26 protein-coding genes are annotated in these 24,141 nt (G+C 50.0%); 19 read left to right on the top strand and 7 right to left on the bottom strand.

Translation table 11 applies throughout. The features are described from left to right. The first annotated feature begins 3 nt into the window (after positions 1-3). The 8 genes from NSQ80_RS15405 (at position 4) to rbsK (ending at position 9,742) form a co-directional block, all read left to right on the top strand. Positions 4-1,647, top strand: coding sequence for an MDR family MFS transporter (locus NSQ80_RS15405; protein WP_009224321.1), 1,644 nt, complete (start codon positions 4-6; stop codon positions 1,645-1,647). Positions 1,648-1,908: 261 nt separating this feature from the next. Continuing rightward, the gene (locus NSQ80_RS15400) at positions 1,909-3,081 is read left to right on the top strand and encodes a serine hydrolase domain-containing protein (RefSeq protein WP_339299764.1); all 1,173 of its coding nucleotides are present in this window, start codon (positions 1,909-1,911) and stop codon (positions 3,079-3,081) included. A gap of 79 nt (positions 3,082-3,160) precedes the next feature. After that, a complete protein-coding gene (locus tag NSQ80_RS15395) occupies positions 3,161-4,120 on the top strand; it encodes a GNAT family N-acetyltransferase (protein WP_260071676.1) in 960 nt (319 codons plus the stop codon). Positions 4,121-4,199: 79 nt separating this feature from the next. After that, complete coding sequence (locus NSQ80_RS15390) at positions 4,200-5,492, top strand: ABC transporter substrate-binding protein (protein WP_260071675.1); 1,293 nt, start codon at positions 4,200-4,202, stop codon at positions 5,490-5,492. A gap of 12 nt (positions 5,493-5,504) precedes the next feature. Continuing rightward, positions 5,505-6,407, top strand: coding sequence for a sugar ABC transporter permease (locus NSQ80_RS15385; RefSeq protein ID WP_339299761.1), 903 nt, complete (start codon positions 5,505-5,507; stop codon positions 6,405-6,407). Continuing rightward, positions 6,407-7,282 carry a carbohydrate ABC transporter permease gene (locus tag NSQ80_RS15380; RefSeq protein ID WP_339299759.1) on the top strand — a complete coding sequence of 292 codons (876 nt, stop codon included), beginning with the start codon at positions 6,407-6,409 and terminating at the stop codon, positions 7,280-7,282. Before NSQ80_RS15385 ends, NSQ80_RS15380 begins: the two co-directional genes overlap by 1 nt. Positions 7,283-7,339: 57 nt before the next feature. Beyond that, complete coding sequence (locus tag NSQ80_RS15375) at positions 7,340-8,047, top strand: PIG-L deacetylase family protein (RefSeq protein WP_009224315.1); 708 nt, start codon at positions 7,340-7,342, stop codon at positions 8,045-8,047. A 372-nt stretch (positions 8,048-8,419) separates the two neighbouring features. Further along, on the top strand, positions 8,420-9,742 hold the full coding sequence (rbsK, locus tag NSQ80_RS15370; RefSeq protein WP_127576666.1) for a ribokinase: 1,323 nt from the start codon (positions 8,420-8,422) through the stop codon (positions 9,740-9,742). An 82-nt stretch (positions 9,743-9,824) separates the two neighbouring features. Here rbsK and NSQ80_RS15365 read toward each other — a convergent pair whose 3' ends face one another. The 4 genes from NSQ80_RS15365 to NSQ80_RS15350 all read right to left on the bottom strand — a co-directional run bounded on the left by NSQ80_RS15365 (position 9,825) and on the right by NSQ80_RS15350 (position 13,364). After that, positions 9,825-10,367, bottom strand: a complete 543-nt coding sequence (locus NSQ80_RS15365) for a flavin reductase family protein (RefSeq protein WP_260071673.1) — start codon at positions 10,365-10,367, stop codon at positions 9,825-9,827. A 243-nt stretch (positions 10,368-10,610) separates the two neighbouring features. Continuing rightward, entirely contained in the window at positions 10,611-11,285 is a 675-nt protein-coding gene (locus NSQ80_RS15360) for an SOS response-associated peptidase (RefSeq protein ID WP_339299757.1), read from the bottom strand. Positions 11,286-11,382: 97 nt separating this feature from the next. Then, positions 11,383-12,681, bottom strand: coding sequence for a HAMP domain-containing sensor histidine kinase (locus NSQ80_RS15355; protein WP_339299755.1), 1,299 nt, complete (start codon positions 12,679-12,681; stop codon positions 11,383-11,385). Positions 12,682-12,692: 11 nt separating this feature from the next. Continuing rightward, the gene (locus NSQ80_RS15350) at positions 12,693-13,364 is read right to left on the bottom strand and encodes a response regulator transcription factor (RefSeq protein ID WP_085170910.1); all 672 of its coding nucleotides are present in this window, start codon (positions 13,362-13,364) and stop codon (positions 12,693-12,695) included. A 216-nt stretch (positions 13,365-13,580) separates the two neighbouring features. Between NSQ80_RS15350 and NSQ80_RS15345 the strand changes: the two genes are divergently transcribed. The 4 genes from NSQ80_RS15345 (at position 13,581) to NSQ80_RS15330 (ending at position 16,110) form a co-directional block, all read left to right on the top strand. Further along, positions 13,581-13,829, top strand: coding sequence for a hypothetical protein (locus NSQ80_RS15345; RefSeq protein ID WP_339299753.1), 249 nt, complete (start codon positions 13,581-13,583; stop codon positions 13,827-13,829). Between the two features lie 62 nt (positions 13,830-13,891). Continuing rightward, a protein-coding gene (locus tag NSQ80_RS15340) for an IS3 family transposase (protein WP_323078635.1) occupies positions 13,892-15,042 on the top strand; the annotation gives its coding sequence in 2 pieces (ribosomal slippage) (positions 13,892-14,147 and positions 14,147-15,042; 1,152 coding nt in all). Between the two features lie 70 nt (positions 15,043-15,112). Beyond that, a complete protein-coding gene (locus NSQ80_RS15335) occupies positions 15,113-15,253 on the top strand; it encodes a hypothetical protein (protein WP_339299751.1) in 141 nt (46 codons plus the stop codon). 305 nt (positions 15,254-15,558) lie between these two features. Next, positions 15,559-16,110 (top strand): NAD(P)H-dependent oxidoreductase, encoded by a 552-nt coding sequence (locus NSQ80_RS15330; protein ID WP_085170912.1) that lies wholly within the window; start codon positions 15,559-15,561, stop codon positions 16,108-16,110. On the opposite strand, the gene NSQ80_RS15325 is transcribed toward NSQ80_RS15330, so the two are convergent. Next, entirely contained in the window at positions 16,083-16,448 is a 366-nt protein-coding gene (locus tag NSQ80_RS15325; RefSeq protein ID WP_085170913.1) for a helix-turn-helix domain-containing protein, read from the bottom strand. The two genes, NSQ80_RS15330 and NSQ80_RS15325, sit on opposite strands and share 28 nt — an antisense overlap. A gap of 42 nt (positions 16,449-16,490) precedes the next feature. Continuing rightward, positions 16,491-17,405: an AraC family transcriptional regulator gene (locus tag NSQ80_RS15320; protein WP_085170914.1), complete on the bottom strand. Its 915-nt coding sequence runs from the start codon at positions 17,403-17,405 to the stop codon at positions 16,491-16,493. Between the two features lie 182 nt (positions 17,406-17,587). Here NSQ80_RS15320 and NSQ80_RS15315 point away from each other — a divergent pair, with 182 nt between their 5' ends. Both NSQ80_RS15315 and NSQ80_RS15310 read left to right on the top strand, forming a co-directional pair. Further along, positions 17,588-18,583 carry an aldo/keto reductase gene (locus tag NSQ80_RS15315; protein WP_028540040.1) on the top strand — a complete coding sequence of 332 codons (996 nt, stop codon included), beginning with the start codon at positions 17,588-17,590 and terminating at the stop codon, positions 18,581-18,583. A gap of 29 nt (positions 18,584-18,612) precedes the next feature. Next, positions 18,613-19,464, top strand: a complete 852-nt coding sequence (locus NSQ80_RS15310; RefSeq protein ID WP_260071671.1) for an aldo/keto reductase — start codon at positions 18,613-18,615, stop codon at positions 19,462-19,464. Between the two features lie 57 nt (positions 19,465-19,521). On the opposite strand, the gene NSQ80_RS15305 is transcribed toward NSQ80_RS15310, so the two are convergent. Next, positions 19,522-20,067 (bottom strand): TetR/AcrR family transcriptional regulator, encoded by a 546-nt coding sequence (locus tag NSQ80_RS15305; RefSeq protein WP_339299741.1) that lies wholly within the window; start codon positions 20,065-20,067, stop codon positions 19,522-19,524. Between the two features lie 182 nt (positions 20,068-20,249). On the opposite strand from NSQ80_RS15305, the gene NSQ80_RS15300 reads away from it, so the two are divergent. The 5 genes from NSQ80_RS15300 (at position 20,250) to NSQ80_RS15280 (ending at position 24,131) form a co-directional block, all read left to right on the top strand. Beyond that, complete coding sequence (locus tag NSQ80_RS15300) at positions 20,250-21,113, top strand: aldo/keto reductase (protein WP_260071669.1); 864 nt, start codon at positions 20,250-20,252, stop codon at positions 21,111-21,113. A gap of 19 nt (positions 21,114-21,132) precedes the next feature. Then, positions 21,133-21,537: a cupin domain-containing protein gene (locus NSQ80_RS15295; RefSeq protein ID WP_028540255.1), complete on the top strand. Its 405-nt coding sequence runs from the start codon at positions 21,133-21,135 to the stop codon at positions 21,535-21,537. Positions 21,538-21,668: 131 nt separating this feature from the next. Beyond that, positions 21,669-22,367: an RNA polymerase sporulation sigma factor SigK gene (sigK, locus tag NSQ80_RS15290; RefSeq protein WP_339299738.1), complete on the top strand. Its 699-nt coding sequence runs from the start codon at positions 21,669-21,671 to the stop codon at positions 22,365-22,367. Between the two features lie 163 nt (positions 22,368-22,530). Then, positions 22,531-23,163 carry a TetR family transcriptional regulator gene (locus tag NSQ80_RS15285; protein ID WP_009224298.1) on the top strand — a complete coding sequence of 211 codons (633 nt, stop codon included), beginning with the start codon at positions 22,531-22,533 and terminating at the stop codon, positions 23,161-23,163. A gap of 80 nt (positions 23,164-23,243) precedes the next feature. After that, positions 23,244-24,131, top strand: coding sequence for a transporter substrate-binding domain-containing protein (locus NSQ80_RS15280; protein ID WP_036644787.1), 888 nt, complete (start codon positions 23,244-23,246; stop codon positions 24,129-24,131). Positions 24,132-24,141 lie beyond the last annotated feature (10 nt).

Here is a 24,141-nt window from a genome sequence, read left to right as displayed (position 1 = left end):
TACATGGAACATTTATCACTTAAACGCAAAGTTTCGATCATGATCGCTATCATGGCCGCGATGTTCTTCGCCGCCATCAACCAGACGATCGTGAGCACAGCCATGCCGCGAATTATTTCGATTCTGGACGGCATGGACTATTATACTTGGACGATCAATATTTACTTGCTGACGTCCACAATTGCTACCGTCCTGGTCGGCAAGCTGTCCGATATGTACGGGCGGAAGCCGTTCCTGTTGATTGGGATTCTGCTCTTTATGATGGGCGCTTTTATGACGGGGACGTCTTCGGACGTGTTCCAGTTCATCGCTTACCGGGGGATTCAAGGGATCGGCGCCGGGATTATCCAGTCGACGGCCTTTACGGCTGTAGGTGACTTGTTCCCGCCGCGGGAGCGCGGGAAATGGATGGGTCTGATGACCGCGATTTTTGGCTTTTCGAGCGTACTTGGCCCAACCTTGGGCGGTTACCTCGTCGATCACATGGATTGGCACTGGCTGTTCTGGATCTTCCTGCCGCTGGGCATTGTAGCATTTATCATGATTTTGTCGCTATTTCCAAAGATGGAACGCGGCAGCTCTCAAAGTATCGACTATGTAGGCTCGTTGTTTATGACGACAACAATTGTGCCGCTGCTGTTGGCCTTCTCTTGGGCGGGAACGACCTACGCTTGGGGTTCGACGCAAATCATCGGTTTGCTGGTGGCCACAGTCGTGTCTGGTTTGATCTTCGTGTTCGTGGAATCGAAGGCGAAAAATCCGATTTTGCCGCTGCACTTGTTTAAAAACGATGTGGTGACGATTTCGAATATAATCGGTTTTATTATGAACTTCGGAATGATGGGCGCCCTGATTTACTTGTCGTTCTTCGTACAGGGCGTGTTGGGCATTTCGCCGACTTATGCCGGCTACGTTACGATGCCGATGTCTATCGTCATGGTTGTCGCGAGCGCCATCACTGGTCAGTTAATCGCCAAGAAAGGGAAATACAAACAGTTTGCCTTGTTTGGTATTCCGATCATGATCGCAGGGATGGTCATCATGATCTTCATGAACAGCGTACCGGTTGCCATTCTTAGTATGATCGTATTTGGTTTAGGCTTGGGTGTCGGGATGCCGGTATTCTCGCTGGCCACGCAAAATGCCGTGCCGCATAAAGAGCTTGGCGTTGTTACTGCATCGACGCAGCTGTTCCGTAACCTTGGCGGTACGATTGGGATCGCCGTGATGGGGACGGTCATGTCCAACAACTTGACGAAAAACCTGAAAGAGGCGCTGCAATCCTCGTCTGCACCGGATATGAGCCAGATGGATCCGCAATTGGTTCAGCGAATGACGGCCTTCGCTAATCCGCAGACGTTGATGAACAAGCCGCTGCTGGAGCAAACGCAAGCAAGTTTGCCGGCTGATGCACAGCCGCTGTTTGCACAGATGATCCAAGGCATCCGTGATGCCTTGGGAACTACGTTGTCTACCGTATTCTTTACAGGTACGTTGGTGTTGGTTGTGGCCTTCGTGCTGGTCTTCTTCCTTCGTGAGCTGCCGCTTCGGTCCACGAACCAGGAACCAACACCCCAAACTGCCAAGGAAGGCGGCGAGGAAGGTGCGGTGCAAGCGGCAAAAGCCTCGGCTCCGCATCAAGCTTAAGTCAGAAGTTCTCTATGTAAGTTTTAGCTGTTTCAGCAAGCCAGAGTTATCGCATTTCGGATGCGAAGACTCTGGCTTTTTGCGTTAAGTTGATGTGAGAAAAACGTGGCGAAAATTGTTGATTTAACAGAAGTATTGGACAATTTTGCGGAATTAAATTTCAAAATATATTTTCTTATTGAAATAAAATTTCAACGTCTTTATAATTGCCCTAAGAGCAAAACTATCAGCTGATTTAAGTAAGGCCAAGGAGGGTTGCAGATGAGCGAAGTGAATTGGCTCGAGGCTACGGAAGCGGCGGAAGCGATGGGACTGGACCCGGATCGAGTTCCGTGGATCGGGAATACGCTGCGCGAAGCGGTGAGCGCAGGGGAGATTCCCGGCGGAGTTGCGGTTGTGTCCCGGCGCGGCAGGCGAATTCGCTTCGCCTGCGGTAACGCCGTGGACGACGACACCGGGAAGACGCCGGTCTCGTTTGAGACGATCTTCGACTGCGCCTCGCTGACGAAGATCGTGGTGACGCTGCCGCTGACCTTGCTGCTGGCCGAACGCGGGCAGCTGCGGCTGGATGATCCGGCAGCGTTGTACTTGCCGTCCCTGGCCGCCGCGGAAGCGAAGCGGCGGTCAGGGACGGGGGTAGAGCAGATGACGCTCCGGCATCTGCTCACGCATACGGCGGGCCTGGCACCATTCTACGATCTGCACTCTTACGGCTTCAGCCGGGAGGAGATTGTGGATTTCATTTGCCAGGCTCCGCCGGAGGCAGCCCCGGGCGCTAGGGTGGTGTATAGCGACCTGGGCTATATTTTGCTTGGCGAGATCATCGCCAAGGTGGCGGGACGCCCGCTGCCGGAGCTGGCGTCAGCGGAGCTGTTCTCGCCGCTGGGCCTCGCGTCCAGCGGCTACCTCACGGCGCCGGCGCCGGAGATGCGCCGGCGTCTCGCCTCGACCGCCGAGCCCGGCACGGCGGTCGGCTCGGGCCCCGCGGGCGTTCCCGTCGTCGTCCACGACGAGAACGCCCGGGCCCTGGCCGGCGTCAGCGGGCACGCCGGCCTGTTTGCCACCGCGGACGATTTGGCATCGTACGCGGAGCTGTGGCTCGGCCGCGGCTACAGTGCCGCCGCCGGCCGGCGGGTGCTCTCGGCCGCGGCGGTGGAAGCCGCGACGCGGCCGTGCACGGACGGCGTACCGGGCGGCCGCCGCGGCCTCGGCTGGGTGTTGCGCGGCGACCCGTTTGACGCCGCCGGCGACCTGCTCTCCCCGGTGGCCTACGGCCACACCGGGTTCACCGGCACCAGCCTCTACATCGATCCCCAAAGGGAGCTGGCCTGCGTCCTGCTGACCAATCGCGTCCATTACGGGAGGGATCGATCCGTAGCCGGCTTGCGCGCCAAGTTTCATAACACGGTCGCTGCAGCGTTTGCCGATGCATAGCAGCTGTGGCAACAGGGCCAGTTGGCCGCGAAGAAGTTGTTCAACAAGTTCAACGATAGAGAACAGGAGGAGATCCATCATGGGACAAATCGCAACCCGGGGGTACCGGCCTGGCGACGAAGCGAAGCTGGTCGAGCTTTGGAACCGCGTGCTGCTCCTCGACCCGGTGACGGCGAAGCGGTTCCGGAATCTGGTGCTGCTGGACGCCAACTTTGATCCGGAAGGCATGCGCTTCGCCTTTGACGAGACGGATCGGTTAGTCGGCTGCGTCTACGCGGTGCGGCGGCTGCTTCCGATGAGCGGCACAGAGCTGGAGCCGGAGAACGGCTGGATTCCATTTTTCTTCGTGGATCCCAAGTTCGAACGGCAGGGCGTGGGCAGCCGGCTGCTGCTTGAAGCTGAACGCTTCTTGCGCGAGCACGGCCGCACTAAGCTGTTCTTCGCTTCCTACGCTCCCAATTACATCGTGCCTGGCATTGACGCAGCAGGCTACCCGAAAGGGGCGGCATTTTTACAAAAAAACGGCTTTACCAAGCAATACTCCGCCGTTGCGATGGACTACAGCCTGGTGGGCTATGAAACTCCGGCCGAGGTCGAAGCGCTGAAGCGGCAAAGGGAGGAGGAAGGTTATACCTTTCGCACGGCACAGGATGCCGATTTGACGGAATTGATCCGCTTTAATCTGGAATTGTTTAATTCGGACTGGGCTCGGGCAATCCGTGAGGGCATTCTTCAGGGGTTGCCGCTGGAGCAAATTATGGTGGCCCGCGAGCGCGGCCGGCTTGTCGGCTTCTGCTTGTTTGGCGGGTACGAAGGAGTTCGCGAACGGTTTGGACCGTTTGGCGTTCATCCGGATCAACGCGGCCGGGGCATCGGCAAAATTCTGCTTCATCACTGCCTTCACACCATGCGTGCCCATGGGCTGCACGGAGTCTGGTTTCTCTGGACCGGCGAGCAGAGCCCGGCAGGGTATCTGTACAAACAAACAGGTTTTTCGGTTACAAGAACCTTCGACATCATGGTAAAGACCTTCGCATAAACACCTCATCCGTGCTGCGGTAAAAACAGAACAGCAACAAGCAAATACGATCCTAAGTCCTATCCTGGGAGGGAGAAGCGTGAATAAAACGTTCATTTGGCTTTTAACGATCGTCTGCGCCATTGGCATGACCGCCTGTTCTTCCGGCAACAACGCAAGTTCCTCCTCGAAAGTGACCCTCACCTTGCTTTCGCATTATACCGGTGAAAACGAGAACCTCCTCAAACCTTACATCGAACAATGGAACAAAGAAAATCCCGACATCCAAGTGAAGCTGACTCCGGTCGAATTTGACCAGCTGCTCAGCACAATGATGACCAAGCAGACAGCCGGTCAGGTGGCTGACATCGTCCATACGTACACCTTATGGGGCGGACAGTTATCCAAAAATAAGGTATTGGCCCCGGCACCTGAGGATATCGCGGCTGACATCAGAGTGAATTACCCAGAATCCGCCGTGGCTGCAGCAACGATCGACGGGCAAATCTTCGGTTATCCGACCGAGGTGCAGGCCTATGGTCTGTTTTACAACAAGCGGCTGCTGAAGGAAGCAGGCTTTGACCAGCCGCCGAAAACGTGGGATGAACTGCTGCAAATGGCTACTGCCATCGAGCAAAAAGACAAGGACGGCAAAACCACGGTACAAGGGTTCGGCTTCTTGCGAGGTTATGCCGGTAAAGTGGTACAGCCATTTATGGGGCTGCTGGCTACCGCCGGAGGCACGTTGTTAAGCGAGGATTTAAGCAAGCCGAATCTCGACAGTGAGGCTGCAAAGCAAACGATCGATCTTTATTCGAAGGTTTACGGAAGTAACGGGATCTCCGACATCGGGTTCGAGACGACCAAGGCGTTTGGCGCCGGTCAAGTGGCGATGACGATTGAGGCCGGCTGGTGGGCGGGTTCCTTGAAAACGCTCATGAAAGACAGCTTCGTCGACGTAGGTGCAGCCCCGCTGCCTTCACCGGACGGTCAAACTCAGGGCTCCTTGGCGTATACCTGGGCTTGGGGCGTAAACTCCAAGTCGAAGCATCAGGAAGCCGCATGGAAGTTCCTCAAGTGGTTTAACTCGGTTGAGGTGAAGAACGGGATGACGCCGGAAGGAAACTTCTTGATCGAAGGCTTTAATACGGTACCAGCGCGCAAAACCGATCTCGCCTCACAAACGATCCAAGACAAGCTGGCCGCCGACCCGATCGCCAAAACGTTCTCCGATGCGCTGCAATACGCGAATCCTGAACAAAGCCCGGCCACCGCTTCGGAAATCCAGGACATTTTGTATAAGCAGATTGAAAACATGTGGGCAGGCAAAGCCACGAAGGAAGAAGAGCTCGCAAATGCCCAGAGGGATATCCAGGCGAAGCTGGGACAATAAGGGGACCGGCCGATGAGACAGAAGATGGGTTTAGCATATCGTGAAGGCTTGGTTGGTTATTTGTTCCTGACGCCGGTGTTCGTGTTTTACGCGATCTTCCTGGTGATCCCGTTTTTCTTCTCTCTGTTCCTCAGCTTTACGGAATGGGGCGGCTTCGACCTCGCGTCGATCCGGTGGGTAGGTTTGGCCAATTACCGCACATTGTTTTCAGCGAATTCGAACTTTTTGCATCCGATCTTAACCAATACGTTTACGTTTGCGTTTGGTACGGTGGCGATTTCGTTTGTCTGTGCATTGGCAGTCGCCTATTTCATCACCCGTCTGCGCTGGGAGGGACTATGGCGAACGCTGTACTTTCTGCCATCGGTCACGACGGTTGTCGCCATCGGCAACATCTGGCTGTACTTGTACAACCCGACAAATGGGTTGATCAACGAGCTGTTCACCTGGGTGGGCATCCCTCGGCAAAACTTTCTGCAAGACCCCAACACCGCGCTGACGTCGGTCATTGTCGTTGGAGGCTGGCTCGGGATCGGCAGTTCGATGCTGATCCTGTCGGCCGGGCTCAAGGCGATCCCGGAGGACTACTATGAGGCTGCGGATCTGGAAGGGGGAAGTTTGTGGAAGGTGTTTCTTGGGATCACGCTGCCGCTGCTTAAACCATCCATCACCTTCGTATTGATCACCTCGTTTATCGGCGGACTACAGTCGTTTACGCTAACCATGGTCATGACGCGCACCGGAGGTCCGGGCGATGCCACCAACGTAGCAGGTTTGGAAATGTATAAGCAGGCGTTCTCCTTTGGTAACTGGGGAGTTGCCAGCGCCATGGCGTTTGTGTTGTTTGTATGCATCATGATCATTACGGCGATCCAGATGCGGTTTTTTAAACAGGGAGGGGTGGAGAGCTACTAATGCGACGGAGAAAAAAGCCTTGGGTTTCCTTTACAATCATCGTCATCGGCTCCATCGCGATGCTGTTCCCTTTCCTGGATATGATCTTTAGCTCGTTTAAGGGGCCGGCGGAGTATAGCAGCCTGTACTACCGCTTTTTGCCGGAGACGTTCCAGTTTGGCAACTATAAATTGGCGTTTGAATCTCTGAACATCGCTTTGTTGTTCAAAAACAGCCTGCTCAAATCCGTCATCACCACCGTTTTGGTGCTGCTGACAAGCTCGATGGCGGCGTACGCACTCACGAAGCTGCGGTTTCGCGGACGGGATGGGATCTTTCGGTTTATTTTGTCGACGATGATGATTCCGAGCTTTCTGTTCTTTATCCCGAACTTTTATATTATGACGCATTTTCCATTGGTAGGCGGTAATGATCTCTTTGGCAACGGGGGCGTAGGCGGGATGACGACGTCGATCCTGTCCTTGATTCTCCCCTTTGCGGTTAGCGCGTACGGCATATTCCTGATGCGGCAGTTCATTATGACGATCAACAACGCGTACCTGGAAGCCGCCCGTATTGACGGTGCATCGGAGTTCCGTATTTATTTCCGGCTCATTCTGCCGATGACCGGGCCTGCGTTAGCCACTCTGGCGATCTTTGAATTTATTGGGCAGTGGAACGAGTTCATTTGGGCATTGATCATTAACTCAGTAAATCCCGAGCTGGCGGTCTTGCCCGTTGGGGTGCAAATGCTGAAGGACCACCTGGATCCGACGTTGACCCAACCGCTTCTGATGGCAGGACTTGTCATCTCGACGGTGCCGATCCTCATCGTGTTTATCATTCTGCAAAAATATTACGTCCGCGGCATGATGAACTCTGGGTTGAAAGAATAGGCGTGGCGGATATTTTGATTGCCAACAATACTACAACTTGAAGGGAGATTCCGGATCATGGAAATGGATAAACCACAACATATATTGGCCATCGGCGGGCATGCCGGAGATATGGATTTAACAGCGGGGGCCGTTATCGCAAAATACGTACAGGCGGGACATAAAGCGACTTTCCTGCACTTGACGCCAGGAGAGAAGGGGCATCCCAAGCTGTCCCCGGACGATTATGCGAAGCAAAAAATCGAAGAGGCGCACAGATTCGCCGAGATCGTTGGGGCGGACGTACGGTTTCTCGCCTATAAGGATGCGGAGCTGCCGGTCGACGAAGAGGTTAAATACCAGGTTGCAGACGTGATTCGCGAAGTGAAGCCCACGCTGCTCATCACGCACTGGAAAGGCTCGATGCATAAGGATCATGCGAACACGCACTACATCGTTGAGGATGCCCGGTTCTATGCGGCGCTGAAAACGATAGAGCGGGCGCTGCCGAATCACTACTCCGGCCCGCTCTATTATACCGACAACTGGGAGGACCCGTATGACTTCCAGCCAGAGGTGTTCGTGGATATCCCGGAAGAAGCCTATGAAACCTGGGTAAAAGCGATGAACGTGTACGCCTATGCGCGCGGTGAAACGTCCGGCTTCCCCTTCATCGAATACTACAAAGCGCTGACCATTGTGCGCGGAGCACCGGTCGGGTTCAAGCGGGCCCAGGCATTTATGGTTCCGCCCGGCGCATTAAATAAGCGGGTGCAGTTTTTATAGTATACACATGCCGACCGGGGCCTTGGGGTCCCGGTTATTTGATTATTGGACCTTTAACTGGAGTTGTTGCTCTCTGGCGGCCTCTTTTTAACCATTATCCCGTTGGTTCAGGAATACCTGAGTTAGGCGGTGAAGCGGGTGGTGGTGAGATCGATGGAGAGCGGGGACAAAATAGGTGGAGAGTAGACCTGATTCAGATACATAATGATGCAAAAACGCACGATCAGACTACAAGTTCGCATGCCATCTGACTGAAGGGGATAATGGTGGAAAAGGGGCTGCACAACGGTTGTTGTTCTGGATTCCAACTTGCTGAAAGCAAGCTTCTGGCATAAACTTGAGGGCAGAAACTAAGTTTAAGGGCGGATGGTTATGACTTTGACGCAACCTAAGGTGGCTGTGATCGGCAGTTTGAATATGGATATTGTGGTGGAGGCGCGGCAAATTCCACAGATCGGGGAGACTCTGCTGGGCGACCGGGTTCGCTTCATCCCGGGAGGCAAAGGGGCAAATCAGGCGGTTGCCGCAGCTCGTTTGGGGGCGAGCACCTCAATGATTGGTGCGGTTGGGGCGGATGCTTTTGGAGACGATCTGATGGCTGCCTTGCGCAAGGAAGGCATTGATGTCAGCGGCGTCAAACGGCTGACCGATACGGCAACAGGTGTTGCTTCAATTTACGTTGCCGATGGTGACAACAGTATTCTGGTTGTTCCCGGAGCTAACGATCAGGTGACACCGGCGGATATCGATCAGCACTTGGACAAGCTGAAGGAGGCCGATATCGTGCTGCTCCAGCTGGAAATTCCGGTGGAAACGGTGTTATATGCAGCGCGAATTGCTAAGTCGTTGGGCAAGAAAGTAATTTTAAACCCTGCCCCGGCTCGGGAACTTCCGGCAGAGCTTTATGGCTGTATCGACTATATAACGCCGAACCGTACGGAGCTGGGGAGATACGCCGGGATAGGATTGGACATGACGGATGTGAACAGCGACTTCCTCCGCCTGGCGATGCAGCGCCTCAAGGAACGAGGTGCGGCCCAAGTTGTGACCACGTTGGGCGCTGATGGATCGGCCTATTTGGCTGAGGCGGGGGAGGTTCGAACCGTGGCGGGACATGTCATTTCTGTTGTAGATACGACAGGGGCCGGCGATTGTTTTAATGCTGCGCTGGCCGTCGCTCTCGTTCAGGGGCAAAGTCTGGAAGAAGCCATACAGTATGCGTCGCTGGCTTCCGCGCTGGCTGTGACGAAGTTTGGTGCTCAAGCGGGTATGCCAACAGCGGACGAAGTGCGGCGTTTTGCGGCGGGAACGGGCTTGCCCCAAGCAACAACGCTAGGAGAGCAGATCCGCGTAAAGCGGATCTACGAAACGGCAGCCCCCGAGGACGGATACCGCATCCTCGTGGATCGCCTATGGCCGCGCGGGATGACCAAGGCCGATGCGGCGATTGACGAATGGATGAAGGGAATCGCTCCCAGCCCGGAGCTGCGCAAGGAATTCGCGCACCGGATGGAGCGGTATGCGGAATTTAGCACCAACTATTTGCGCGAATTGAACAGCAGTCCGGAATGCGCCGTGCTGGCGGACCGGATCCGCGAAATCGCGCGCGAACGTCCGGTCACCTTGCTGTATGCCGCCAAGGACCCGGTGTATAATCACGCGAACGTGCTGCGGCGTTGGCTGTTAGATCAGTAAAGCAACAAAGCTGCTCCCTCGCTATTGAAGCGAAGAAGCAGCTTTTTTTCGCGTAAGGAAACTAGAGAATATCACTGCGCTGTCAGCTCTGCTGCAAAAACCGGAACCCCTTCTTAACCCCGTCTCCGGCATATATCACCGGGTTCAGCTTGTCGATCAGCAAACGACCCTCCGCGCTCAAATATTCCTTGGCGACGGATCGGCTGACGATTCGGCCAAAAATATGGGTCAGCCCCGGGAATTCCTCGCTCTCGACAACTTCAACAACCCGGCAAGCGATGGAGATCGGACACTCTTTAATCGCCGGGGCATTGACATGCTCCGAAGCTACCGGTGTCAGGCCGGCTGCGGCGAATTTGCTGCCCTCTGCACCGGAGCGTGAACCGCAATAGTTTATTGCCTCCTGCAGGGAGCGATCCGGCAGGTTCACCACGAAGTCGGCTCCCGCCTTGAGATGCTGTGCGGCAAATCCTTTGCTGTTGTAGCCCAGCACCATCAGGTCCTTCAGCGAGTAAGAGGACGAGGACGGCGTCACGTGCGCAACCCCATTTTCATCGTAAAAGCTGGTTAAAATGACCGGGAAACCATAATACATTTTTTCAAAGTTAACCTCGATTTTCTCCATGTTACATCCTCCTAATCCATCTATTTCTTACCAAGAAGCTCTCTATTGAAGATAACGCTGGAAAAGGAGCGATAAGGTGATTCCGGTCACACTATCTTTTACAGAGCATGTAAGGTATGGCAAGCTCTGAAGGAGAGCGATAAGACGGCAGACTTAATTAAATTAAGCCAAATGAAAAGCTCCTGGACATGATCGTCCAAGAGCTTTTTTGCATGTATATGTAACAAAGTTGCCCCCATGCGCTTAACGCTTCACCCAAGCTAACTCCAAGTCCATCTCCCGGATGCATTCATCGGAATCGTACCGGTCATTGTCGATCAGCGGCGTTACGGGATAGGCCTGCATCTCCTCCGCTACATGCGGCCGCAAGATGGGGTCCAGTGCGTCGAGGTCACTAACCTCTTCATCCAGCCACCGGGTCATAGCCTCGGGGGACAAAATCGCCGGCATCCGGTTCTCAAACTCCCCGATCAGTGGGTTCGCCTCCGTCATCACAAGGGTGCAGGTGCGGAGCGGCTCGCCGCGCGTATCCCGCCAAATTTCGTACAGGCCGGCGACTCCAAAGATGCCGCGGTTTTTCAGCACGACCCGCACGGGGTATTCTTTCTTGCCGTCTTTTTTCCAATAATAAAAGCCATTGCAGGGGATCACGCAACGCTGTGTGCTGATCAGCCGACGGTACGTCGGATTCTGGTGGACGTTTCGCAGATCGGCATTCACCGCATCTTTGCCCCAATAAGGAACGAGCCCCCAGCGGAACTCGTCAAGCACCCGCTCCCCGTCCTGTTGAAGCACCACCGGCGTAGGCTGTGTAGGGCTGATGTTAAAGCGATTTTTATAATAACACATGACCCGTCCGATCTGAAAATGCTCCTGAACCTCCGGCAGCTCGGCCGCCATGGAAAACCGTTTACACATAAACTCTCTGCCTCCTTTACCAAGTTGTGATGTATTGTTTGCTAAAGGAGGAAAATAATTCAATAATTCATATTAATTTTTGGAGATATTCCGCGGATCACTTGGCAAGCGAAAACGAAAACGTAGTCGCTTGATTCTCCACACTTCTGACCTTAATCACGCTGGCATGCTGTTTGATGATCGATTGTGCGATGGAGAGGCCCAGGCCATAGCTGCCGTCTTTATACGTGCGGGAGCGATCGGCGCGGAAGAATCGGTCGAATACCTTTGGAAGGTCTTCTTTGGCAATTCCACGCCCATTGTTGGTAATGGAAAATTCGATGCGTCGGCCTGATCTTGTCAGCGACAGCCGAATCCAACCGCCTGGACTCGCATACTTGATGGCATTGTCGAGCAAGATGCCCACCACCTGGCTTACACCGTCTGGGTCCCCGGATACGATCAGGTCGGGCTCAATCGAACGGGTGAGGGAGAGCCTTTTGCTTGCTATTGCCGCTTCCATGGACTGGGAGACGGTGTCGACAACTTCACTAAGGTTAAAATGTTCTTTGTGCAGCGTTATCCGTTCATCGTCGGTTTTGGCAAGAATCAGCAAATCCTGGACGAGCTTGCCCATCCGGTCCGTTCCGGCCCGAATGTAATCAATCCACTTCATTTGGTTCTGAATGGTATCTTCCTGACTTGCGACAAGTGCGTCACAGTTCGCATGGATGATCGAAAGCGGCGTTTTTAGTTCGTGGGAGGCGTCGGCTACGAATTGCTTTTGCTTCTCCCACGCTCCTTGGATTGGCTTGATCGCCCGGTTAGCGAAGTAAAAGCTCACACCCAAAATCACGATCAGCGTGCTGATGCCAACGAATAGCAGGGTCATAAGAAGTTGATTTAGCGTGCTGTTCATCTCCGTAACATCCAGGAAAATGAGGCTGTAGTTTTGGTCGTTAACGGCTTGTGGAATCCCGTCTTCGCCAACGACCTGAACGCGGATGGGAGCGACGGAATACCGCCATTCTCTGTCTTCCAGTTTAATCATTTCATTCTCGTCTTGGTTCTTCCAAGCGATCTCCACGAGCTGTTGATATGCACTTTCAGGCAAATTAACGGCGGATTCGATACGGACGATCCTTCCGTCTTCGTCAACTTCCACATGAAAAGTGCTGATATCATCCGCAAACCTATGCCTTACTGTGGTTGGACTCCCGTTTTGTCCCGATGGTTGATTTGGATTGTCAGGCCCAACTTGGATTTGTGTCTCAGGCTGAGTATGAAGACGTTGACGAATATCCGCCTGCAGATTGCTGTACGCAATGAAATAGACAAAGGCGAATGCTGCAATGATGACGCCTGAAGTAATGGACAGATTTAAAAAAAGTAATTTATTCCGCAACGTACTGAACATAGTCCCACCCTCTACGGTTTCAGGATGTATCCCGCTCCCCGAATCGTTTGGATGATTACAGTTGAACCCATCATTCCAAACTTTTTACGAAGGAGGGAAATGTACATCTCCACACGGTTTTCGTCCGCGTCTGTCTCATAGCCCCATACTTTTTCAATTAGCATCTCTTTCGAGGTGACGAAGTTCTTTCTGCGCATGAGCAGTTCCAACATTTGAGATTCCTTGGGAGGAAGTTGGACCTCATCAGCCCCGCATCGGAGTATGTGAGCAAGCGGATCCAGCTGTAAGTCGCCGCATGTCAACAGTCCGTCCAGATGCAATATCGTTCCTCGCCGGCCAAGCGCTCGCAAGCGGGCAAGCAGTTCATCCGTCTGGAACGGCTTGGCCAAATAATCATCGGCTCCGCAATCGAGCCCATGAATTTTGTCCTCGGTCCCCCCTCTCGCGGTCAGCAAAATGATCGGGGTCATGATGTCGTTGTCCCGCAGTTCCTGGAGAACGGCGAGTCCGTCCATCTTGGGCAACATAATATCCAGAACGATAATATCGTAAATTCCCGAAAGGCCGTGATGTAACCCCTCTTCGCCGTCAAAGGCCAAGTCGACCGTGTAGCCACTTTTTTTCAATACCTGAGCGATGGCTTCTGCAATGAAAACCTCATCTTCCACAAGCAAAATCCTCAATCCTCTTACCTCCAATTCATCGCATAGACCCTCTTCATTAGAAATTATAAATGGCTTCCCTTTAGATAACCTTAAGGGCCGGACGGTTTACCGATGGAAGATATTGCTGCAAATTTCTCTGCAAATCAAAGGTTAGCTAAAGGTTCATCCCGTACGATGATCCATGTAAGCAGCGCTGCTTGATAAAAAAAATCAAAAAAATGGAGGTATCCCACGATGAAATTCAAATTTCTATCTGCGATGAACAACAAGAAAAAACTAGGTACTTTGCTTGTATGCGGGGCGCTTGTTGCTTCCCTCGGTGCGGTATCGGCTTCGGCCTCCAATTCGTTCACAACCCTGTTAGTTAAATCGGAAGACGGTGCGAGATGGTACTCCGAAGACGACGGCAAAACCTGGAGCCAAGAAGCACCTAATGGGGTAAACGAAACGATTGATGCTGACGGCAAAGTGCTGATAGACTAAAAAGTAGACATGGAGAACCGAGAATCGGGTAAAATGAATCTATCCAAATTCGAGGTGCTACCATGACGAAAAAATACGATAAAGAATTTAAACTGCAAACGATTCAGATGATCCAGGAAGAAGGAAAGGTGGTGGCGCAGGTCGCCCGCGAACTGGGGATCAGCGACAACACTCTGTATCGTTGGATGGCGGAATACAAGAAAGACGGCGCACAGGCCTTTCCAGGCAGTGGGCAACTGAAAGCCGACGATAAAGCAATGAGAGATCTTCAGAAACGCCTTCGTGATCTGGAAGAGGAGAACGACATCTTAAAAAAGGCGATGCACTACTTCGCCAAAGACCGGCGCTGATCTATACTTTCATCCACGATCATCGCTTCAAGTGCCGAGTCTCGAAGATGTGCGAAGCCTTTGAAGTATCCCGAAGCGGCTATTACAAATGGACCCAGCGAAAAGCCAGCAAACGTGAAAAGCGACGTCGCAAGCTGGAGCGGCGGATCCGTCGTATCTTTCTAGAATCCCGTCGATTATATGGAAGCCCCAAAGTAGCAAAAGAACTGCACAAGCAGGGCATACGAGTGTCCGAGAAAACAGTCGCTCGGATCATGAAGGAGCTGGGTTTACGTTCTCGCACGGTGAAGAAATACAAGGCCACAACCAACTCGAAGCACAACCTGCCTGTCCAAGAGAACGTGTTGAACCGCGAGTTTAATCCGTCCGCTCCAAACAAGGCCTGGGTGGCTGATATTACGTATATCCCGACCGATGAGGGTTGGCTATACCTGGCAAGCATCATGGACCTGTACAGTCGTAAAATCGTTGGATTTCACATGGATGAGCGAATGACGAAAGAACTCGTGTTAACGGCGCTGGACCGCGCCCACAGCCAGCAGCGACCGCGCGGAGAGGTTCTGCATCATTCGGATCGCGGCAGCCAGTACGCTTCCCATGACTACCAGGCGCGGCTGCGCACCTACAAGATGAAAGGCAGTATGAGCCGCAAAGGGAACTGCTACGATAATGCGTGTATTGAATCGTTCCACAGTGTGCTCAAGAAAGAGCTTGTCTACTTGGAGAAGTTCAAAACACGCAAGCAAGCCAAGAAACGCATTTTTGAATATATTACCTGCTTCTACAATGGAAAACGAATCCATTCCGCGATTGGGTATTCTACGCCCAATGAGTGCGAACGTATGTACCGATCTGCCGCATAATTTTCTCGATTCTTTGTGTCTACTCTATTGACAGAGGTACAAAGTGACCATTTCAAGAGGAACGGCTCCTGTGGAAGGAGATCGTCAGGGACCAACAGAAGGAGTCTTCACCCACAGGGGAGGCGTAAAATTGTTGGTGAAAACGGAGAACGGCAAGAAGTTGTATTCCGTTGACGGCGGCAAGACGTGGAGTAATCAAGCGCCTCAGTAATTCGGTTGCAAGTCAACAAATCCGCAGAGTGGGAGTGTTTTTACTCCCGCACTGCGTTTTTTTTGGATATGGATATGAAGCGATCCCGGAAACTTGGCGCCAAAAGCTTGCCATGCGAGAGACGATTGAGGATCTGGCAGAACGAATATGTTTAGTCAATTCCTAGGAGGACACAGCTCAGGCTGATGTCCTTTTTTTATTGGATTCCCTTACTTCGAGGTAAGTACCCCACTTTAAAGTGCGTTCTTGTTTTATTTTTCAACTCCAATAAAATGATTCTCAAAACAAGAAACAGGAGGTTCTCCATGAAAACACTCATCATTGTGGCGCATCCCAACATTTCTAAGTCTGTCATTAACAAGAGGTTTATCGAAGAATTGCGAAAATATCCCGAAACATATACCGTCCATGAATTAACTTCCGCTTATCCAGATGGGATCATCGATGTGGAACAAGAGCAGAAGCTGGTCGAGGCTCACGATCATCTCGTTCTGCAGTTTCCGATCCAATGGTTCTCATGCCCGCCCATTCTGAAAACTTGGCTGGACGAAGTGCTGACTCAAGGCTGGGCTTACGGCAGGAACGGGGGAGACAAGCTGCAGGGGAAAAAAGTAGCTTTGGCAGTCACCGCGGGGATCCGGAAGAGCGATTATCTGGAAAGCGGCCGATACCACTATACGTTGGAACAGTTGCTGACACCGTTTGAGACCACTTTCCGCTATTATTGTCGTGCGGATTATCGCTCGTTTTTCGCTTTTTACGGTGCAGAGATCGTCCCTGGCGAGGAGTATTCTTCAAGTTCAGAAGAAATCGAGCAAGGCGTTAAAGACTATCTGGAGTTTTTGGATAAGTTATAAGTCTCCCGATTCTGCTCCCCCCAATCGCACATCATGTTTAAGATCGGGATGAGGGATTGTCCCCGCTCGGTCAGTGAATATTCCACTTTGGGAGGAATCTGCGGGTACTCTTTGCGCGAAATAATGCCATCGGCCATAAGCTCTTTCAGCATAACACTTAGCGTTTTATAGGAGACGCTTTCCAGGTATCGGTGAATTTCATTGTGTCGTAAAACCTTATGCTCCGCGAGTAAGTACATGATGGTCATTTTATATTTTCCGCCGATAATGGACAGCGTGTAATAGAAGCCGCTCTTTTCCAAGGCTGTTCCTGGTACAGCGCAACGGGTGTTCTTCATGCCCGCTCCTCCTTGTTTGGGGTAGTAGATCATACTTAGGCATTACGCATTAATCATGTCACTGTGATTTAACAGGCGCATTATATCTTTTTTGGGCGGCAAGCCAAACATGCGCGAGTATTCACGGCTAAACTGCGATGGACTATCATAACCCACCCGGAAAGCAACTTCTGCTGCATCTGCGGATTCAGATAATAATAAACTCCGTGCAGCTTGCAGTCTCAGTTGTTTTTGGAATTGAATCGGGCTCATGGTCGTTACCTCTTTAAAGTGGCGATGGAGGGAAGAAACACTCATATTTGCTATTTTTGCAAGGTCTTCAATCTTAAAAGACTGTTCAAAATGATTCATGATATATTCAATCACATCACTAACTTGGCTGGTGGAACTTCCTTCTATTGCGATTTGTTTTAGTGTGGCTCCATGCTCTCCTTGGAGAACTCTGTAGATGATTTCTTTCTTAATGATAGGGGCGAGCATTTTATGATCCACTGGATGATCCAGCAATCGAGCTAATCTTGTTACTGCGTCCAGCAAAGAAGGCTCTATTTTACTGACATACATTCCTCGTCTCGCATTTTCTTTCTTTTCGACACCCAATTGGAATTCATGCAGCGCTTCTAAAATTTCATGGACTGTGAATTCAATTTTTAGGGCCAGATAAGGAACTTTAGGTGAGGCTTCCGTAACTTGTCCGGTAATTGGCAGTTTTACGGATGCAATCAGGTAATCGGCAGGACCATATAGGAAACGCTCCTGTGAAAGCATCACCTCTTTCGCTCCTTGAACGACAATGCACAAGGAAGGTTTATGAACTCCGTACATCGGACCAATATGGCTGGAGTATCGTGAGAAAAATAAAGAAGGTATAGCAGTCGCTTGAGTTCCGTCTTGGCCAGTGTGCTTCTCTATCATTTCGGCGAGCTCTGCTCTTTGCCTATATAATTGATCAAACATCTATAATCTTCCTTTGCCTAATCGGATGGTTCCATTATAAATCCTATTCATCGATTTCGTGAATGGTTGTGAGAGGATTATGCAATCATTTGGCAGGATTGTGATACCTGCCCCGATCTCATTTGAGTCATATTAAGAGTACAGGGGATTGTAATTAATCATTTAGTAAGAAGGTGAACAAAATGGAGTACGTGAAACTTGGAAATTCAGGATTGGATGTATCCCGTCTGAGTCTTGGATGTATGGGTTTTGGTGTGAAAGAACGCTGGGTTCACCCCTGGGTGATCGATGAAGAGAGCAGTCGCCAAATTATCAAAAAAGCTCTCGATTTAGGGATCAATTTTTTTGATACCGCCAATGTTTATTCAGACGGAACAAGTGAAGAATTTGTTGGTCGTGCTCTTAAGGATTTTGCCAACCGAGACGAGGTAGTTATTGCGACAAAGGTTTATTTTCCTACGGGAAAAGATTTAAACAGCCAAAAACCGAATGGCAGAGGACTCTCGCGAAAACATATTATGAGTGAAATTGATAAGAGCCTTAAACGGTTAGGAACAGATTATGTAGATCTTTATATCATCCACCGTTGGGATTATCACACTCCTATCGAAGAAACCATGGAGGCATTACATGATGTTATAAAAGCGGGTAAAGCTAGATATATTGGTGCTTCTGCAATGTACGCATGGCAGTTCCTCAAGGCATTGAATGTGGCAGAGAAATACGGGTGGACCCGGTTTGTATCGATGCAAAATCATCTTAATCTTATCTACCGTGAAGAGGAACGGGAGATGTTGCCGCTCTGTAAGGAGGAAAAAATTGGGGTAACTCCATATAGCCCGCTTGCTTCAGGCAGATTAACACGCGATTGGTCAGAACATACGCTTCGATCTGAAACCGACAGTGTACAGAAATCAAAATACGATGCAACTGCAAGCACTGACCGTATCATTGTAGATCGAGTCGCCGAACTGGCGGAAAAACACGGTGTTCTTCGTTCACAAATTGCAATTGCTTGGTTGCTGCAAAAAGAAACGATAACCTCACCCATTATAGGGGCGACGAAAATATCCCATCTTGAAGATGCCGTTGGCGCATTATCGATTAAATTAACCCCCGAAGAAGTTGCTTATTTAGAAGAACCGTATGTACCGCATCCAGTAGTTGGAGCACTATAGATTTCTTTGATGCAACAAGGAGGATATGCATGGAGACAGTGACTTTATCCAATGGAATTAAGATGCCGATATTGGGTTTTGGCGTCTATCAAATCCCTGATCTTGCAGAATGTGAGCGAGTTGTAAGCGAAGCCATTGAAGTGGGGTATCGTTCAATCGATACTGCTCAAGCTTACGGAAATGAAGAAGCTGTAGGGAATGCTGTTCGAAAAAGCGGCCTGCCTCGTGATGAATTTTTCATTACCACAAAGGTTTGGATTTCGAATGCCGGCTACGAGAAAGCTAAAGCATCCATCGACGAATCTTTACAAAAGCTTCAATCCGACTATATCGATTTAGTATTAATCCATCAACCGTTTAACGACTACTATGGAACATATCGAGCGATGGAAGAGTATTACAAGAAAGGGATCATTAAAGCGATTGGAGTAAGTAATTTCTATCCTGATCGGTTTATTGATATTGCCAAGTTTAGTGAGATCACTCCAATGGTGAACCAAGTGGAAACCCATGTCTTTAACCAACAAAAGCAAGCCCAAAAGATTATGGAGAAATATGGTACTCAAATTGAATCCTGGGGACCTTTTGCAGAAGGAAGAAATCATTTCTTTACGAATGAAACCCTAAAAGAAATTGGAGTGCAATATGGGAAATCGGTTGCCCAAGTTGCGCTTCGTTATCTCATTCAGCGTAATGTGGTTGTTATTCCTAAAACAGTTAGGAAAGAACGGATGATTGAGAATTTCGATGTCTTTAATTTTGAACTAACCAATGAAGACATGGATAAAATTGCGAAACTGGATCAAGAACAAAGCTTATTCTTCTCACATTACGATCCAGAAATAGTTGAATTTTTAACAGAACGCAGAATTGGTAAGTAGAATACAGCGGCGATCACTTCCCGGTATTCCACTGGGGAGAGGTCGCCGATTTACGTCTCAGATATTCCGATCCAGCAGTATCCCCGTTTGTTCAGCGATTACGCGAGGGGGCAGCGGCATCCCGTTCCTAAACCACCATTCTACTGTACCAACGATCGCTGCGCCAAAAAATTGAAGAAACATTTCTTCATTTAACCCCTGGTTTTTCCCTTCGGTAACATTTACGTCCGGCCTGTATTCTTGAATGACTAAATCAAGGAATCGACTGCGAAAATAAGCGGCACTTTTCGTATTTAACATCGTGGAAAAGAACAAATGATGTTCGGCAAAGTAATCGAACCAGACGTAGTTGCCCTCTGTAAACGTCATTTCGGATGCGGATTGGCAGAGATCCCGGAGATTATTAATATGTTCTTCGATAATCTTGTCAAGCAAGTCGTATTTGTCAACGTAGTGGAGATAAATTGTGCCTCGGTTCACATTGGCTTTGTCGGTAATATCACGGATGGTTATGTCCTCAAAGTCTTTTTCAGCCATTAATTCAAGAATCGCACTTTTGATCGCGGTTTGCGTTTTTTGTACCCTTCGATCCACTTTCGTCATTTCTTAATCTCCTCTCCAAGATCATCGTCAATTTTCAGTATTTTGTTCAATATTCAACATACCCAAAGGTATTGACGATTGTAAGTTGATTCATTCTGTTTAAAATTATAAACACGAGTTGATTAAACGATCAATGTTAATAATCTTCAATCCCAGATGAATAAGTAAAGGAGAGAAATACTATGTATAATGCTACATCAAAATTATCTAACGGAATCGAGATACCGAATATAGGGCTTGGCACTTGGTTGCTGAATAATGAACAAGCAGAACGAGCATTAAAGGATGCGGTATCCCTCGGATATCGCCATATCGATACAGCTCAGGCTTATATGAATGAAGAAGGGGTGGGCAAAGGCATACGTACATGCGGCGCGGCCAGGGAGGAACTGTTCATCACGACCAAGGTAGCCGCAGAGGCAAAGACTTTTTTTACAGTTACACAGTCTATTGATGAGTCATTAGCCAAGTTAAGCGTCGATTACATCGATCTTCTCATTATTCATAGTCCGCAGCCTTGGGTAGAGTTTCGTGGGGAGAAGCGTTACTTCGAGGAAAACAAAGAAGTATGGAAAGCGCTGGAGGCTGCTTATAAAGCTGGAAAAGTGAAAGCGATCGGCCTTTCGAACTTCCTTCAGGATGATATCGAGAATATTTTAACGAGTTGTGAAATCAAACCGATGGTTAATCAGATCTTGGCTCATGTGGGCAACACGCCATGGGAGCTGATTGATTTTTGCCAGAAAAATGACATCCTGGTTGAGGCTTATTCTCCTATCGCCCATGGCGCTGTTCTTAATCATGCGGAGATCAAGGCGATCGCTGATAAGTATGGGGTGTCGGTGGCACAGCTTTGCCTTCGATATGATATCCAACTTGGTCTTGTAGTTCTTCCGAAGACGGCCAATCCGGATCACATGCGGAATAATGCCGAGCTTGATTTTGTGATCAGTGATGCCGATATGGAAATCTTAAAAAATATTGAACCGATTCAAAACTATGGGGAGCACAGTTTCTTCCCCGTATTTGGAGGGAAATTATCATAAAATTAGGCGGGGGATATCAATGGCGAAACATGAAGAAGTGAAAAATGGAGTTCTATTCTCTCTAGGTGATAAAAATCCATTCTCTCAATTTTTTGTAGGTCAAAGCTATCTTCAAGGGTTAGTCTCTGATCCTCATGTGAATGTCAGCGTTGGGAATGTTACCTTTGAACCGGGATGCCGAAATAACTGGCATATTCACCGCGGGGGGTATCAGATTTTGCTAGTTACAGGCGGGGAAGGCTGGTACCAGGAAGAAGGCAAACCTGCCCAAAGCTTGAAAGCAGGGGATGTCATTGTCACACATGATGGCGTCAAACACTGGCATGGTGCCAAAAAAGACAGCTGGTTTGTTCACATCGCGATTACGTCAGGCAAGCCGGAATGGTTAGAACCCGTATCGGACGAAGAATACCATAAACTTTGAGAGAAGTTCGAAAGAGGGATTTCTTTTCCTCCGTACAGGCACGGATGGGCCTCCGCCCACATACAATGAATTGACCCAAAATGAAGCGAGGTTGTATTCATCGTGATGTGAATCTGCGGGAGGTGTCATCTTTGCCGGGATTGTTTACCGCAATTGCTTTATTCATTAAACAGCTGACGTTGCTCGTATCGTATGTCAAAAATAATGCGTTTCCGCAGCCCCTGACCGAGGAAGAGGAAACGAAGCATCTGCAGCGTATGGCGGAAGGGGATGCGGAGTCTCGCAATATCCTGATTGAGCATAACCTGCGGCTGGTGGCGCATATCGTCAAGAAATTCGATAACACCGGCGAGGATTTAGAGGATTTGATCTCGATCGGGACGATTGGTCTGATCAAGGCGATCGAGAGCTTCCGGCCGAATAAAGGGACGAAGCTCGCGACCTTTGCGGCCCGTTGTATCGAGAACGAAATCCTGATGCATTTACGTTCGCTCAAGAAAACACGCAAGGACGTCTCTTTGCATGATCCAATCGGAACCGACAAGGAAGGAAATGAAATCACCCTCATTGATATTTTGGGGACGGAAGCGGATGATGTGGTGGACCGGGTGCAGCTCAAAATGGAAAAGAGCAAAATTTACCGCAACCTGGACATCCTGGACGCGCGGGAGCAGGAAGTCATCAAAGGGCGTTTCGGGCTGGAGCATGGGGGAGAAGAACGGACTCAGCGCGAGATCGCCAAGGAGCTCGGCATCAGCCGCAGCTACGTGTCACGAATTGAGAAGCGAGCGCTCATGAAGCTGTATCATGAGTTTTATAAGAAGAAATAATGTTGTTGTTGATCGAAATATGACTATATAAAAGCGGGTTTGCGTTGCTGCGCAAAACTCGCTTTTTTTGTCTCCACAATACAAGAGTTGACAATATCATATAAATCCTATAGGATTTAATTACAAACTGACTGACTAGTCAATCATGTGGGGTGGGAACAGATTGAGCGGAGAGAAAGAAGCCCAAATCAACAGTGATCGCAGAGAGCATATTCTGCAAATTGCCATGAAGCGATTTGCCAAGGATGGCTATCATGCAACAAAAATTTCCGATATTGTCGCTGAGGCGGGGGTGGCTCAAGGGACGTTCTACTGGTACTTCAAAAGCAAAGAAGCGATTGCGCTGGAAATTGTGAAGGAAGGCCGGGAAAAATTGCTTGACGTCATCCGTCATGGATACCGACGGGAAGCAGGATCGGTGCAGGACATGGTACATGCCTCCGAAGCTCTGCTGGAAAGTCTGTTTCGGTTTGCCGAATCCAACCGGTATTTAATAGAGCTTATTTTCGGCAGAGGTGAAGGGGTTGAAACGATTCGCCATGCGATCCGGGAAACGAGAGCAGCTATGGAGAACTCTTTTCTTCTTAACATTCGCAGGGCGATTGAGTTAGGCATGCTCCCGGCTTCCATCGATGCTGAATTCCGTGCCACGATGATTATGAGCTTGATCGAAGGCGTCATTTCACGTTGGTTGCTCGGGTTCGCGCCGCCAGGCAGCGGGATCGAATCCAAAACGGCTCAGCAGCTTGCCGCGGAGACGGCCAGATTCGAATTTTTTGGTTTGCTTGGTGTTTAGCTTTGATTGGATAATGATCTGCCGTTTCGGAATTTTACCCATTCTGCTACCCAATAAATAAAAAGGAGAGAACATCCATGCTGAAAAGTAAGAAATCCAGAAATATGCTGTTTCTAACATTATCCGCCGTATTGCTCGTAGTTCTGGCATTGACTGGCTGCGGTTCTAACAATAACGGCAATAACGCGCCAAGCTCGGCTCCTTCCAACAATGCGGCGAACGGAGGAAGCTCCGCAAATACCGGAAGTGATTTATTGAACGAAATTAAAACAGCGGGTGTGATAAAGGTAGGGCTTATGGGGACTTACGCTCCTTACAATTTCCTGAATGAAAACAAGGAAATCGATGGTTTTGATGCTGACGTTGCGAAAGAAGTAGCCAAACGGCTCGGCGTTAAAGTCGAGTTTGCTCCGCAGGAATTCTCTGGACTGATTCCTAGTCTGCAGGCTGGAAAAATCGATGCCATTATCAGCCAGGTTACGATTACTGACGAACGCAAGCAGCAAATTGATTTTACCCAGCCGTATATTACGAACGAAGTTAAAATCATCGTAAAAGAGGATAATGACTCGATCACGAAGCTGGAAGACTTTAAAGGGAAAAATATCGGCGTGGGACTCGGCACAAACGATGAATCCTATCTCCGGAATGACGTGCTGCCGCAGGTTGGCAACTTCGAGATCAAAACTTATGACGATGTGATTACTTCCCTGCAGGATTTGAATGCGGGACGGATCGATGCCACCATCAATAACTTGTACGCCTTGAAACCCATTGTCGACAAAAACGGCTATAAAATTAAAGCGGTGGGCGATGCGATCAAATCCGACCAAGCGGGTATCGCGATCCGCAAAAATAACCCGGAATTCCTGGCCGCTCTGGATCAGGCTTTGACCGATATGAAAGCGGATGGCACCTATAACACTATCTTCCAAAAATGGTTTGGCGAAGAGCCGCCGGCAGAATAAAGAATCGTGA

It is taken from the genome of Paenibacillus sp. FSL K6-2441, from assembly GCF_037964765.1.
In the GTDB taxonomy this organism is placed as follows: domain Bacteria; phylum Bacillota; class Bacilli; order Paenibacillales; family Paenibacillaceae; genus Fontibacillus; species Fontibacillus phoenicis.
Note: the sequence above shows the minus strand (reverse complement) of the source record. Positions and strands in the feature narration are given on the sequence as shown.

Coding starts and splice junctions, on each gene's coding strand:
- NSQ80_RS15380 (WP_339299759.1), top strand. CDS start 6,407: ATGCGACGGAGAAAAAAGCCTTGGGTTTCCTTTACAATCATCGTCATC.
- rbsK (WP_127576666.1), top strand. CDS start 8,420: ATGACTTTGACGCAACCTAAGGTGGCTGTGATCGGCAGTTTGAATATG.
- NSQ80_RS15375 (WP_009224315.1), top strand. CDS start 7,340: ATGGAAATGGATAAACCACAACATATATTGGCCATCGGCGGGCATGCC.
- NSQ80_RS15355 (WP_339299755.1), bottom strand. CDS start 12,681: ATGTTCAGTACGTTGCGGAATAAATTACTTTTTTTAAATCTGTCCATT.
- NSQ80_RS15395 (WP_260071676.1), top strand. CDS start 3,161: ATGGGACAAATCGCAACCCGGGGGTACCGGCCTGGCGACGAAGCGAAG.
- NSQ80_RS15300 (WP_260071669.1), top strand. CDS start 20,250: ATGTATAATGCTACATCAAAATTATCTAACGGAATCGAGATACCGAAT.
- NSQ80_RS15305 (WP_339299741.1), bottom strand. CDS start 20,067: ATGACGAAAGTGGATCGAAGGGTACAAAAAACGCAAACCGCGATCAAA.
- NSQ80_RS15295 (WP_028540255.1), top strand. CDS start 21,133: ATGGCGAAACATGAAGAAGTGAAAAATGGAGTTCTATTCTCTCTAGGT.
- NSQ80_RS15330 (WP_085170912.1), top strand. CDS start 15,559: ATGAAAACACTCATCATTGTGGCGCATCCCAACATTTCTAAGTCTGTC.
- NSQ80_RS15325 (WP_085170913.1), bottom strand. CDS start 16,448: ATGAAGAACACCCGTTGCGCTGTACCAGGAACAGCCTTGGAAAAGAGC.
- NSQ80_RS15400 (WP_339299764.1), top strand. CDS start 1,909: ATGAGCGAAGTGAATTGGCTCGAGGCTACGGAAGCGGCGGAAGCGATG.
- NSQ80_RS15345 (WP_339299753.1), top strand. CDS start 13,581: ATGAAATTCAAATTTCTATCTGCGATGAACAACAAGAAAAAACTAGGT.
- NSQ80_RS15385 (WP_339299761.1), top strand. CDS start 5,505: ATGAGACAGAAGATGGGTTTAGCATATCGTGAAGGCTTGGTTGGTTAT.
- NSQ80_RS15315 (WP_028540040.1), top strand. CDS start 17,588: ATGGAGTACGTGAAACTTGGAAATTCAGGATTGGATGTATCCCGTCTG.
- NSQ80_RS15310 (WP_260071671.1), top strand. CDS start 18,613: ATGGAGACAGTGACTTTATCCAATGGAATTAAGATGCCGATATTGGGT.
- NSQ80_RS15365 (WP_260071673.1), bottom strand. CDS start 10,367: ATGGAGAAAATCGAGGTTAACTTTGAAAAAATGTATTATGGTTTCCCG.
- NSQ80_RS15405 (WP_009224321.1), top strand. CDS start 4: ATGGAACATTTATCACTTAAACGCAAAGTTTCGATCATGATCGCTATC.
- NSQ80_RS15360 (WP_339299757.1), bottom strand. CDS start 11,285: ATGTGTAAACGGTTTTCCATGGCGGCCGAGCTGCCGGAGGTTCAGGAG.
- NSQ80_RS15320 (WP_085170914.1), bottom strand. CDS start 17,405: ATGTTTGATCAATTATATAGGCAAAGAGCAGAGCTCGCCGAAATGATA.